Genomic DNA, 11,577 nt, shown 5'->3' on the forward strand with positions numbered 1-11,577 from the left:
CCTTGTGGGAGTAGGCCGTAGGACGTGCGTAGCAGGGGTTGGGGGATGAGGGGAAACAAGATTTGTCAGTCAACCAGCCATTTCAGGTGAAGCCCTAGTTCTTAGCCCTGACCCTATATAGGGTTTCACATTAGAAAAATTTCAGGTAGCGCTGCAATTCCCAATCCGAAATATGGCTGTGGTAGTCTTCCCACTCCTGGGCTTTGAAATCAACATAGGTCTTGTACATCAATGGCCCCATCACCGTTTCACTCAGAGGATCCTCGGCAAAGGCAGTTACCGCTTCTCCCAGGGTGCGCGGTAGGGTATCGATGCCCATCGCCTGAAGCTCCTTTGAAGAATAGGTATACATGTTTTCCCGGTGGGGTTCGCCGGGGTTGAGCCCCTCACGGATACCTTCTAGGCCAGCCGCCAGAATCATGGCAGCTCCCAAATACAAGTTGGTGGAGATGTCAGCGGCTCGGCACTCGACCCGCCCCCCACCCATGGGAATTCGCAACATATTTGTGCGGTTATTATTGCCATAGCAGATATACACAGGCGCCCAGGTAAAGCCCGACATGCTGCCCTGGCGCACCAGCCGCTTGTAGCTGTTCACAGTCGGACAGGTGACGGCCACGATCGCCTTGGCATGTTTCAGAACCCCAGCAATAAACTGATACCCCAGCTTAGACAGGCCACAAGCATCGCTGGCATCTTCGAATAGGTTTTGCCCGGTTTCTAGATCCGCCAAAGACATGTTGTAGTGAGCACCGCTGCCCGTCTGGTTGCCGTAGGGCTTGGGCATAAAGCTAGCAAAGTAGCCCTGCGATCGCGCCAACTCTTTGACCATCAGCCGAAAAAAAGTGAGCCGATCGGCCATCTTCAGGGCGTCGCAGTAGGTAAAATCGGTCTCAAACTGACCCTGGGCATCTTCGTGGTCAAAGGAGTACACATCCCAGCCCAGGCTATTCATCGCGCTGACGATCGCATCTAGAATCTTGTAATTGTCGAGTACCGTTGGCAGCGCATAGGCCGCCTTGGACAAGTTGTCGCGATCGCTGACTGGCTGAAATCCTTGGTCTGTTTCTTTGAAAATGAAAAACTCGGTTTCAATGCCCAAGTTAAACCGATAGCCCATGGCCGCCGCCTGATCGAGTACCCGTTTTAGGATGGTGCGGCAGCAGGCCTCAAACGGCCGACCTGCCAGATATAAGTCACTGGCAAACCAGGCCACTTCCGAGTTCCAAGGCAATACTGTAACGCTGTCGGGGTCAGGCATAGCCGCCACCTCGTCATCGTTAATCGCTTGAGGGACCCCATCTAGAGCAGCACCCGTGAACAGCTCAGACCCCTGCATCATGCGATCGAAGTGGCTGAGGGGCACGACCTTACCCTTGCCCATGCCATGAATGTCAACAAAGCTGGCCAGGGCGTACTTTACCCCCTGTTGCTGTAGGCGGTGCTGCAACGCCTGCAAATCTGAATTCAGAGGTATCACGTCTGGGTAGGGCATTCGATTCAATCCTCAAACAACACGATGACTTGATAGGGCAAAAAACTGAGGTCGTATGGTGCAGCGGCCCTCTAGTCAACCAGAGGGGAACATAGCAACGGCTTGGGACGCCGCTACCACCTGGTCGTACCAGGCATTGGCCAGGGTTTCGGTAAACTGGGTCGATGGCACCCAATACCGCCGCAACTGGTCCTGTAGTTGCTCAAACAGGTGGGGATAGTGGGTCTCGATCCACTCCGTCTTAAAGGCCATCCAATTCATCACAATGGCTGGGGTAATTTCGGGATGAAACTGTAGCCCATAGATGTTGTGATCTAGCCGAAACGCCTGATTTGGGCAGACGTTGTTGGTTAACAGTAGTTGCCCCCCCGCAGGCAGATCAAACGTATCAAAATGCCACTGCATCATCGGCATCCCGGCTGGGTAGGTCTGCACCCAAGGTTCTGGAGCCTCGCCAATCGGAAACAACGGCGTAAAGCCCAACTCCGGCTGGTGGTTTTGATACACCCGACTGCCAAAGGCCCGGGCGATTAACTGTGCCCCCAGGCAGATCCCCAACACCGGCTTGCCCTGCTGGTGAAACTGACGAATCAGCGCCACCACCCGCCTCAGGTGGGGAAATGCCTCATCGTCGCAGGCATTCATGGGGCCGCCCAGCACAATCAAGCCGTCATAGTGGCCCTGGGGTGGCGTGGTGCGTTGGGGGACCAACCAGGTGTGCAACCAGGCCCCTTTCACTTCCAGGTATCGCCCCAAAATACCAACGGGGTCAGCCTCCACATGTTGAACAACTAGAATATTCATCGGGTTAACCGTGCCCTTGCGGCGTAGATTCAGGAAACACGCCCATTTAACCGCCGCCAATCAGCCAGCGTCGGTATCCAGGGACATGAGCAAACTTGTTATATCAAGTTATCCCAGAGTTTTCCTTGATTGGCAAATATTTTTGTGGTTGAGCCAGTTAGGGATCGCCAGGAGAATCCTAGAGCCGCGATGACCTGCACGACTGGGCAGGCATAGGGTGGCCCTTGCTAGGGTTTCAGGCGCTAGGAATAGTGGGTTGACTTGTGTCGCAGTGTGCAAGGGACTGCCTGGATAGAATAGAGTTGTGCTTTACCGTCCGATGACTGTCCTGATTCATCGAGCCCTATGCCAGACACCGCCATTCACCCCCTGGTCGAGCAAATTACCGAGCAACTAAAGACCCTCTCGGCCAATGAGCTTCGCACGATTCAAGATTTTGTGGCCTACATCGCCTGGAAGCATGGTCAGGCAGAATCCCCGCCGGTTCCCAAGGCATCAGCAGAGGCTAGGGCAATTGAGCGGCTGAAAGACTTAGAGGACTTGGATGATCCCACCAAATGGATCACAGTGATTGAGGCCGGGGAGGAAATTGATGTAGAAAGTGCCTGCGAGCGCCTGAAAGAACGTGGCTTCCAAATCGAGATATCTGATCAAAATTCATAGGCTAGTAGAGCACCAGGACTTGCCTGAACTGACAGCTGACCTGCAAATGATTTTTGCAGACATTAGGCAATCAGTCCTGATACTAGACCCCTATACATGCCTAGGGCTGCAGAACCATAAGCTCCGGGGGAAGTTACGTAACCATCGTGCCTTGGAAATTGACGTAGCTACAGCTACAACCCGGCCAGCGTCAGCCTGGTTTACTAGGCTGAAACTCCTGGAGTTGTTCTATGGTCGGTATGTTAACCCAGGTGCAAAACCTGGAGGAAAGGGCGAAGGCCCTGGGAATTAAGTTTTTCTTGGTGTCCTACACCGATTTGCTGGGGGGTACCCGGGCCAAGTTGGTGCCTGCTTCCCAAATGGCATCGGTGGAAAAGGATGGGGCGTTTTTCTGCTCCTTTGCCTCAAACCTGGGCCTGGGGCCAGAGTCAGCGGAAATTGCAGCAGTTCCGGATCCTGACTCGTTGGTTCAACTGCCCTGGGAACCCACCGTCGGCTGGGTAGCCAGCGATGTTTACTTTGAGGGGGAACCGTTTCCAGCGGCACCACGGATGATTTTGAACCGGGTGCTAGAGCAGGCAACGGAGTTGGGCTATGCCTACAAAATTGGGGTGGAAGCAGAGTTTTTTCTGCTGAAACAGACGGAAACGGGGTACACCATTGCTGACCCTAAGGACACCGCCGATCGCCCCTGCTACGACCAGATCAACCTGATGCGCCAGTTTGATCTGATCTCCACCCTGGTCACCTACATGGAAGACCTGGGCTGGGGCCCCTACCAGTGCGACCACGAAGACGCCAACGGTCAGTTTGAACTGAACTGGACCTACAGTGATGCCAAGACCACCTGCGATCGCCATGTGTTCTTTAAGTACATGGTCAAGACCCTGGCGGAGCAACGGGGCTTTACCGCCACCTTTATGCCCAAGCCCTTTAGCCACATCACGGGCAACGGCGGCCACGTCCACAACAGCCTCTGGCAGGGCGACACCAATGCCTTTGCTGATGGGGCCGATGATGGCGGGCTATCTGCTTTGGGCTACCACTTTTTGGGCGGCGTGCTGGCCCACGGCAAAGGGTTGGCGGCCCTCTGTGCCCCCACCTGCAATTCCTATCGTCGTCTGGGGGCCAGTACCACTGCCTCCGGTAGCACCTGGAGCCCCCGCTACATTTCCTACGGTGGCAACAACCGCTCCCATTTGATCCGCATTCCCGACACGGGCCGCTTTGAATGTCGCATGGTGGATGGGGCGGCCAACCTGTATTTGGCGGCGGCAGGTATCCTGGCGGCGGGGCTAGAGGGTATGGCCACCCAGGCGGACCCGGGCCAGCGCATCGATGAAAACCTATTTGCCCGCGCCGACGAGTTCCCCGATTTACAAACCCTGCCTCACAACCTCCATGAAGCAATGGAAGCACTGAAGCAAGATACTCTGCTGATGAACACCCTGGGGAATCTGGGGGCAAAGACCTTTTTGGACATGAAAACCAAGGAGTGGGATGCCTTCAATGCCCAGGTCACCGCTTGGGAGATGAACCAATACGTAAATATTTAGGGACTTCTCATCCGTCCCCTCCTGGGAGGGATAGGGGTGGGTGAGCCCAGTCTTTGAACCCACCCCGCCCTCCGGGCACCCCTCCAAGGATGGGACGTTGAGTGCTGATTTTTCTCCGGTATGCAAATTTCTATGGGTTCTATTTACACCTACAATTTCCCGACCCGCATTCGCTTTGGGCCGGGGGCACGACACGAACTCGCTGCCGAACTCGCAGCGCTGGGCATCCGGCGTGTTCTGATCGTCACCGACAAAGATGTCGCCCAACTGCCCTGGTTCCCCGAGCTAAAAGCCGCCCTTACAGATTTTGGAGTCGCTACCTTTAGCGGCGTCTGGGGCAACCCCGTGGTTTCCCAGGTGAATGCCGGAGTTGACGCCTGGAAAGCCAGCGGGGCCGACGGCATTGTGGCGGTGGGTGGCGGCGCGCCCATGGATGTGGCCAAGGCGATCGCCCTGATGGCCCATCACCCTGGCCACCTGTTCGACTACGAAGATGGCCACTGCACCCGCCCGATTGATCAGCCCATTCCGCCTATCGTTGCCCTGCCCACCACGGCGGGCACTGGCAGCGAAGTGGGCCGCAGCACCGTGATCTCTGACGACGACACCCACGCCAAAAAAATCATCTTCGACCCGCAGCTGTTGCCCAGGGTGGTGCTGGCCGACCCGGAACTGCTGCTGGGGCTGCCTGCCAAAATCACCGCTGCCACCGGCATGGATGCCCTGACCCACCTGGTTGAAGCGTTTCTGGCCCAGGGCTTTAATCCCCTCTGCGACGGCATTGCCCTGGAAGGCATTTACCTGGTGGCCCAGCATCTGCAGGCTTGTGTCGATTTTGCCCGGCGATCGCAGGCGGGAGCAGTCTTTGACGAGGCCACAGCAGCGGCCCACCGGGTGGCTCGGGGCGGCATGTTGAATGCGGCGATGATGGGGGCGATCGCATTTCAAAAGGGGCTCGGCGTCACCCATTCCTGTGCCCATGCCCTATCAACGGTGTTTGACACCCACCACGGGTTGGCCAATGGGGTGATGTTGCCGGCGGCGATGCGGTTTAACCTCCCCGCTGCCCCAGGGCGGTTTTTGCGAATGGCCCAGGTGGTGCAGCCGGGGGCCACCGATGGCCAGGCGTTTGTGGACTGGATTGTGGCCTTATCGGCGTCCATTGGCATTCCCACCTCGCTGGGAGCTTTGGGCGTCACCCCTGACGGTCTTGCTGCTCTGGTGGCGGTGGCGATCGCGGATGGCTGTCATCCGCTAAACCCCCGACCTGTTACGGAGACAGATTTCTACGCCATCTACCAAGATGCTTTTTAACCACCCTGCGCGTGCTTCCGTTCAACCGTAGGGTGCATCTGCGCAGCGATGCACCATCTGGGCAAGTTCTCTGCGATCGCGGCGCATAATCTGGGGCAATCAGCAAAGCCTACCGCCGGGGCCAGCGAAATGGCCCCAGACCCCCATCGACAAGAAAGACTTCCTTACGCCATGGCCAACCTACTCTCTATCATTAACCCCGCCACCGAGGCATTGATTCAAGACATGTCGGTAGATGACGGAGCCGCCGTCGCCCAAAAATACAACCGGGCGCGGCAGGCCCAGCCGGAGTGGGCGGCGCTGCCTTTGGCCGATCGCATCTCGCCCATTTTGCGGTTTCGGGATTTGCTGACCGAGCGGGTGGATACCCTGGCGGCTTTGCTGACGGCAGAGACTGGCAAACCCATCACCCAGGCCCGCCATGAGATTTTGGCATTGCCGGATCGGATCGATTTCTTTGTGGAAAATGTGGCCAGGGTGCTGGCCCCCGAGCGGGTTTACTGCGCACCGGCCCAGGCACCGCCGGCTCAGGAAACCCTAGAAGAGGTGATTGGCTATGAGCCTCTGGGGGTGGTGGCCAATATTTCCGCCTGGAACTACCCCTACTTTGTGGGGGGGAATGTGTTTGTGCCAGCGCTGCTGACGGGCAATGCCGTGTTGTATAAGCCATCGGAAGTGGCCACCCTGACGGGACTGGCGATCGCCGATCTGCTTCACGAAGCAGGCGTTCCCAAGCCTGTCTTCACCCCTGTGGTCGGGGCTGGGTTAACAGGGGCCGCCCTGCTAGAGCAACCGATCGACGGCGTGTTTTTCACCGGCTCCTATGCCACCGGGCAGAAGATTGCCGTAGCTGCTGCCCCTAAACTGATTCGCACTCAGCTGGAATTGGGGGGCAAAGACCCGGCCTATGTCTGTGCCGATGCCAATGTGGCCGTGGCCGCAGCGGGGCTAGCGGATGGTGCCTTTTACAACAATGGCCAGAGCTGCTGCGCGGTCGAGCGCATCTACGTTCATACCGATGTGTACGAGCAGTTCCTGGATGCCTTTATGGCCACTCTACAAGGATTCCAGTTGGGCGACCCCACTGACGCCATCACCTACCTGGGACCGGTCAGTCGCAAGCCCCAGCTGGATGTGCTTCGGAACCAGGTGGCCGATGCCCTGGCCAAAGAGGCAACGCTCCGCTGTGGCGGACAGCGAGTCGATCGTCCCGGTTGGTACTTCGCTCCCACAGTCTTGACTGAGGTTAACCACACCATGACCGTGATGCAGCAGGAAACCTTTGGCCCGGTGATTGGGATTCAGCGGGTGGCCAGCGATCAAGAGGCCCTGGCGCTGATGCAGGATACCCCCTACGGCCTGACGGCGACGGTGTATGGGACGAATCGCGATCGCGCCATCAACATTCTGCGCCAGCTCAAAACCGGTACCGCCTATTGGAACTGTTGCGATCGCGTCAGTCCCCGCCTTCCCTGGAGCGGTCGTGGCCACTCTGGCCTGGGGGCCACCCTGTCCCTGGCTGGGATTAGGACGTTTCTCCATCCCCGGGCGTGGCATTTGAGGGGCGGTGGGGTGATGGGAGGTGGGGAGGTGGGGTGATGGGGAGGTGGGGAAGGTGGGGGTGATGGGGTGTAGACGCGGAGCGGCTTTCCGGAGGGTTGGGGACGGTGGGGGAGATGGGGAAGGTGGCGTAGGGGCGGACCTGTGTGTCCGCCCTGGGGGGGAATGGGGAAGGAGGAGAATTTTGGATTTTGGATTCTTCCCTTTTCGCTCTTCTCCTTTCCTTTTTCGTTCTTCCGCCCGGACGGGGGTTAATCGCTGCGGGCTCGTAGGGTTTGCAAATACTGTTCCAGGTGATCTGCGATCGCCAGGGGCATCATCACCACCTGGGGCGTGGCATCCTGGGGCGAAAAATCGCGATCGATACAGTCTCGCCAAAACTCCAAATGCACCCGGTCTAAGTCATGGGGTGAGGTTTCCACGGGCTGTCCGTTTTCTCCCTGGATGGAAAACCAACTCAGGTACTCATGGCCGTCGATGGTTTCTCGAAAGATTACCTCCACCAGCATTTCTTCCCGGTCTAGGGTGGCCCGCACATCGGCGATGCGCTGGTTTAGGGTGGTCATCCAGGCGTCTACCTGGGCTGTTTTGTCGGGTTTAACCCGAAAGCGGGTCAGTTCGATTTGCACAGGACTTGCTCCTACAGATTCACCATCAGCGATCGCCAGCACCCCCTGGCCAGGCGGTATCCTAACGATATGAAAGGGACCATAAACGGCAAAGGCCCCTTTGTCGCAACCGTGGAACAGCAAGCAATAGCCTGGTGAGGACACCGATGATGACTGCTAAACCCCACCTCTACCCGGTGGAGATTCGCTGGACTGGCAATACCGGCCAGGGGACCCAGCGCTACCAGGCCTACGATCGCGCCTACACCATCACCGCTACGGGCAAACCCACCATCGAAGCCTCCGCTGATCCAGCCTTTCGGGGGGACAAAACGAAATACAATCCCGAAGAGCTGCTGGTGGCCTCTCTGTCCAGCTGCCACATGCTGTGGTACCTGCATCTATGTGCCGAATCTCAGGTGGTTGTGACCCACTATGTGGATTACCCGGTGGGCACTCTACTAGAAACCAGCGATGGCCGGGGGCAGTTTACCAAGGTGCTGTTGCGGCCAGCGGTGACCATCACCCCCGACAGCGATCAACAGTTGGCAGTTGACTTGCATCAGCAAGCCCACAAACAGTGCTTTATCGCCAATTCTGTGAACTTTCCAGTGCCGTGTAACCCCTCAGTGCATAAAGGTTAAGGCTGTTGTCCGTGACACCAAGTTGTAAGGGGGCCATGATGAAAATGGCTGAGGGTAAACAGGACGTTTATCAACTGACTGGCACGGAGCTCGATAGTTGATGGGCACGGGCCAGGCTCTTGGCCTATCCTACGTCCTACGTCAAGGGACAATCTTGTCTAGAGATCACCTTGGTAAAGGCGACAGCGGCTAAAGTCAATCGGTGGCCCCGTGGAGCAGTACACCAGACTGCGGCCCGCCTCCAGGGCATCCTGGCTGGTGGGGTAGGTTTCGCCATCAGTGAGGGCCGCCAGTTCAGGGGTAATTACCCAGCAGAAAAAGCCCCTGGTGCGGCGGTGGGTAACAGCCACCAGCCAATCGGGGAAGGCCACAAATTCGGTTACGGTTTGCTTGGTCACGGTGGACCCCCTTTGGGTGGGAGGTTTGCTATCAGTTATCCTGCGCAGTCTAGATAACGACCTATTGCGATTTGGAACAAGTGTACTAAACTAGTTCTCTAAAGACAACTGTGCTGGGTTTCAGGAGTCTTGTTCCGTACCGTCTTGTTCTGTATCACCAAGGAAATCATGGCAACCAGGAAAAGCAGCAAAGCAGACGACGCACCCAAGAAGTCGCCGGAACAGGTGGAGAAAGAGAAGGCGTTGACCATGGTGCTCGGCCAGATCGAGCGCAATTTTGGCAAAGGGGCGATCATGCGCCTGGGGGATGCCGCCCGCATGAAGGTAGAGACGATTCCCACCGGGGCGCTAACCCTGGATCTAGCCCTGGGCGGTGGCCTCCCCAAGGGGCGGGTGATTGAAATCTATGGCCCGGAAAGCTCCGGTAAAACTACTCTGGCCCTGCATGCTCTAGCGGAGGTACAAAAACTGGGCGGTGTCGCCGCTATCGTTGACGCAGAACATGCCCTGGACCCGATCTATGCCGCTGCGCTAGGCGTCAACATTGACGAACTACTGGTATCTCAACCTGACACCGGAGAGATGGGCCTGGAGGTGGTAGATCAACTGGTGCGGTCCTCGGCTGTTGACCTGGTGGTGATTGACTCGGTAGCGGCGCTGGTGCCCCGAGCAGAGATTGAAGGGGAAATGGGGGATGCCCATGTGGGCCTTCAGGCCAGGCTGATGAGCCAGGCGCTGAGGAAGATTACCGGTAGCATTGGCAAATCGAACTGTACGGTGATTTTCCTAAACCAGCTGCGCCAAAAGATTGGCATTTCCTATGGCAACCCGGAAGTCACCACCGGCGGCAATGCCCTGAAGTTTTATGCCTCAGTACGCCTGGATATTCGCCGCATCCAAACCCTGAAGAAAGGCACCGAAGAGTACGGGATTCGGGCCAAGGTGAAGGTGGCCAAGAACAAGGTGGCCCCGCCCTTTCGGATTGGCGAGTTTGATATTCTGTTTGGCCAGGGTATTTCTACCATGGGCTGTCTGGTAGACCTGGCGGAGCAGACCGGGGTAATTGTCCGCAAGGGGGCCTGGTACAGCTACGACGGCGACAACATTGGCCAGGGGCGCGACAATACCGTGCAGCGGCTGCTAGAAGATGCAGAGTTTGCTAAGACGGTAGAGGCCCAGGTGCGCGAAAAGCTGGAGATTGGCGGCGCAGCAGGCGCTGATGTGGAGATTGAGGTGGAGGACGAGGATGGAGCTTTGATGGAAGAGGAATAACCTAAGGACCTCTCCAGGCAGTTACTTCAGAGCTTTCAGTAGCGCTTAAAAGTATTCTAATTTTTGCTGCTGATCGGCCAAAAGGCTTAATCTGAGGCGATTTCAGGAATTAATTTAGATGTGTAAAGAATTAGGTGAACTATTTCTAGAGTCTTCCTAAAGACTATGGCGAACTTTAGACTTTTCACCTACAATTTCAAGTAATTATTTTGTTGCCGCTATGAGTAAACACGAACGACTCCTGGAGTTTCTTCAGGGGCAATTGGCATTGTCCGCCCACTCCATTGAACTGGGCCTGCGGCAGTCTCAGGACGCACCCAACCTGCTGCCAATGGTGCTCTATCAGTATGGGTTTGTCACGACTCATCAGCTAGGGCAGATTTTTGATTGGTTAGAAACCGCCTGAACCTTGAAAACATGGGCTTTAGCTCCGTTCCAAACTGGTCAATTGCGCTCTGGAAATCTCAGCGAATCATGACAGTGTCCTACGCCCATGCTTCATGAGCATTAGCGTTAAGTGAGAAATGCAATCTGTAGCGCTCCCTTTGGGGGGTGCTTTTTTAATGCCTGGGCTGAATCAGGGATTTTCTAGTCAATGCTCAGATTACTCAGCTACCTTTTCAGATTTTCTCAGATTTCAATCAGACCTGACTCAGCTAGCTCCAGCATTATGGGACTCAAGATAAATCCTCCAAGTTCTATAGGAGCTTCAGCTATGCAACTCTCTTTTCTTGGCCAACCTTACACCGCCTCTACCACCGTTGCCGATGTCCTTCCCACTGGGGACACGGCTATGTTTATGGGCAAGCCCTACGCCCGCAAGCAATTCACAGTCACCCGACGACAGCAGCCTGTAGCGCTGACTTATCGTGGTGTCCGTTACGCTAACTAGGAGTCAGACGATGCAATCTTCTACTTCTGATTCAGGCGATCGCGCTCGCATGCCAGAACTTTCGCTGGGCAGTTATGTCCCCCTAGAGATCTACCGCAGCGCCCCCACTATTCGTGAAACGAGCATTGGCGGTAAAGCCTGGAATGCCACGATACTAACGCTACTGCTGACTGTGCTTGGTCTCGTCACCCTAGAATCTGCCCCTCGGACCATCGATGCCCTGTCAATGCAGGCCCAAAACACGGTGGCAGAACTTGGGATGCCGACTCGATGGCGGTTCTAGCCTATCGAGCCCAATACTGTTCGGATAAACAGAATTTCAGTATATTTGCACTGTTCTGACAGAGCAGGTGTATGGTGCAACTCAAGGA

General features: G+C 56.4%; 13 protein-coding genes. 9 read left to right on the forward strand and 4 right to left on the reverse strand.

What is annotated here, in order from left to right; translation table 11 throughout:
- Positions 1–130 precede the first annotated feature (130 nt).
- Both glnT (E1H13_RS25295) and E1H13_RS25300 read right to left on the reverse strand, forming a co-directional pair.
- Positions 131–1,495 carry a type III glutamate--ammonia ligase gene (gene glnT / locus E1H13_RS25295; RefSeq protein ID WP_169617746.1) on the reverse strand — a complete coding sequence of 455 codons (1,365 nt, stop codon included), beginning with the start codon at positions 1,493–1,495 and terminating at the stop codon, positions 131–133.
- A gap of 75 nt (positions 1,496–1,570) precedes the next feature.
- Positions 1,571–2,299, reverse strand: a complete 729-nt coding sequence (locus tag E1H13_RS25300; protein ID WP_169617747.1) for a gamma-glutamyl-gamma-aminobutyrate hydrolase family protein — start codon at positions 2,297–2,299, stop codon at positions 1,571–1,573.
- A 345-nt stretch (positions 2,300–2,644) separates the two neighbouring features.
- On the opposite strand from E1H13_RS25300, the gene E1H13_RS25305 reads away from it, so the two are divergent.
- The 4 genes from E1H13_RS25305 (at position 2,645) to E1H13_RS25320 (ending at position 7,431) form a co-directional block, all read left to right on the forward strand.
- Complete coding sequence (locus tag E1H13_RS25305; RefSeq protein ID WP_169617748.1) at positions 2,645–2,962, forward strand: hypothetical protein; 318 nt, start codon at positions 2,645–2,647, stop codon at positions 2,960–2,962.
- A gap of 230 nt (positions 2,963–3,192) precedes the next feature.
- The gene (gene glnT, locus E1H13_RS25310) at positions 3,193–4,518 is read left to right on the forward strand and encodes a type III glutamate--ammonia ligase (RefSeq protein WP_169617749.1); all 1,326 of its coding nucleotides are present in this window, start codon (positions 3,193–3,195) and stop codon (positions 4,516–4,518) included.
- A 132-nt stretch (positions 4,519–4,650) separates the two neighbouring features.
- On the forward strand, positions 4,651–5,832 hold the full coding sequence (locus E1H13_RS25315) for an iron-containing alcohol dehydrogenase (protein ID WP_169617750.1): 1,182 nt from the start codon (positions 4,651–4,653) through the stop codon (positions 5,830–5,832).
- 171 nt (positions 5,833–6,003) lie between these two features.
- On the forward strand, positions 6,004–7,431 hold the full coding sequence (locus E1H13_RS25320) for an aldehyde dehydrogenase family protein (protein ID WP_169617757.1): 1,428 nt from the start codon (positions 6,004–6,006) through the stop codon (positions 7,429–7,431).
- 212 nt (positions 7,432–7,643) lie between these two features.
- Here the strand turns inward: E1H13_RS25320 and E1H13_RS27790 are convergent, their stop codons facing one another.
- A complete protein-coding gene (locus E1H13_RS27790; protein ID WP_206071071.1) occupies positions 7,644–8,165 on the reverse strand; it encodes a DUF6176 family protein in 522 nt (173 codons plus the stop codon).
- 5 nt (positions 8,166–8,170) lie between these two features.
- Here E1H13_RS27790 and E1H13_RS25330 point away from each other — a divergent pair, with 5 nt between their 5' ends.
- Entirely contained in the window at positions 8,171–8,644 is a 474-nt protein-coding gene (locus E1H13_RS25330) for an OsmC family protein (RefSeq protein ID WP_169617751.1), read from the forward strand.
- Between the two features lie 158 nt (positions 8,645–8,802).
- On the opposite strand, the gene E1H13_RS25335 is transcribed toward E1H13_RS25330, so the two are convergent.
- The gene (locus E1H13_RS25335; protein ID WP_169617752.1) at positions 8,803–9,042 is read right to left on the reverse strand and encodes a hypothetical protein; all 240 of its coding nucleotides are present in this window, start codon (positions 9,040–9,042) and stop codon (positions 8,803–8,805) included.
- Positions 9,043–9,210: 168 nt separating this feature from the next.
- Between E1H13_RS25335 and recA the strand changes: the two genes are divergently transcribed.
- The 4 genes from recA to E1H13_RS25355 all read left to right on the forward strand — a co-directional run bounded on the left by recA (position 9,211) and on the right by E1H13_RS25355 (position 11,489).
- Positions 9,211–10,314 (forward strand): recombinase RecA, encoded by a 1,104-nt coding sequence (recA, locus tag E1H13_RS25340; RefSeq protein WP_169617753.1) that lies wholly within the window; start codon positions 9,211–9,213, stop codon positions 10,312–10,314.
- Between the two features lie 220 nt (positions 10,315–10,534).
- Complete coding sequence (locus tag E1H13_RS25345; protein WP_169617754.1) at positions 10,535–10,720, forward strand: DUF2949 domain-containing protein; 186 nt, start codon at positions 10,535–10,537, stop codon at positions 10,718–10,720.
- Positions 10,721–11,029: 309 nt separating this feature from the next.
- The gene (locus E1H13_RS25350) at positions 11,030–11,206 is read left to right on the forward strand and encodes a DUF4278 domain-containing protein (protein ID WP_169617755.1); all 177 of its coding nucleotides are present in this window, start codon (positions 11,030–11,032) and stop codon (positions 11,204–11,206) included.
- A 10-nt stretch (positions 11,207–11,216) separates the two neighbouring features.
- Positions 11,217–11,489 carry a hypothetical protein gene (locus E1H13_RS25355; RefSeq protein WP_169617756.1) on the forward strand — a complete coding sequence of 91 codons (273 nt, stop codon included), beginning with the start codon at positions 11,217–11,219 and terminating at the stop codon, positions 11,487–11,489.
- Positions 11,490–11,577: the final 88 nt, after the last annotated feature.

Origin of the sequence: Nodosilinea sp. P-1105, from assembly GCF_012911975.1 — a bacterium.
Classification (GTDB): Bacteria; Cyanobacteriota; Cyanobacteriia; order Phormidesmidales; family Phormidesmidaceae; genus Nodosilinea.

What these genes read in the sequence shown, in the direction of transcription:
- glnT (WP_169617746.1), bottom strand. Translation starts at nt 1,495, where the DNA reads ATGCCCTACCCAGACGTGATACCTCTGAATTCAGATTTGCAGGCGTTG.
- E1H13_RS25300 (WP_169617747.1), bottom strand. Translation starts at nt 2,299, where the DNA reads ATGAATATTCTAGTTGTTCAACATGTGGAGGCTGACCCCGTTGGTATT.
- E1H13_RS25305 (WP_169617748.1), top strand. Translation starts at nt 2,645, where the DNA reads ATGCCAGACACCGCCATTCACCCCCTGGTCGAGCAAATTACCGAGCAA.
- glnT (WP_169617749.1), top strand. Translation starts at nt 3,193, where the DNA reads ATGGTCGGTATGTTAACCCAGGTGCAAAACCTGGAGGAAAGGGCGAAG.
- E1H13_RS25315 (WP_169617750.1), top strand. Translation starts at nt 4,651, where the DNA reads ATGGGTTCTATTTACACCTACAATTTCCCGACCCGCATTCGCTTTGGG.
- E1H13_RS25320 (WP_169617757.1), top strand. Translation starts at nt 6,004, where the DNA reads ATGGCCAACCTACTCTCTATCATTAACCCCGCCACCGAGGCATTGATT.
- E1H13_RS25330 (WP_169617751.1), top strand. Translation starts at nt 8,171, where the DNA reads ATGACTGCTAAACCCCACCTCTACCCGGTGGAGATTCGCTGGACTGGC.
- recA (WP_169617753.1), top strand. Translation starts at nt 9,211, where the DNA reads ATGGCAACCAGGAAAAGCAGCAAAGCAGACGACGCACCCAAGAAGTCG.
- E1H13_RS25345 (WP_169617754.1), top strand. Translation starts at nt 10,535, where the DNA reads ATGAGTAAACACGAACGACTCCTGGAGTTTCTTCAGGGGCAATTGGCA.
- E1H13_RS25350 (WP_169617755.1), top strand. Translation starts at nt 11,030, where the DNA reads ATGCAACTCTCTTTTCTTGGCCAACCTTACACCGCCTCTACCACCGTT.
- E1H13_RS25355 (WP_169617756.1), top strand. Translation starts at nt 11,217, where the DNA reads ATGCAATCTTCTACTTCTGATTCAGGCGATCGCGCTCGCATGCCAGAA.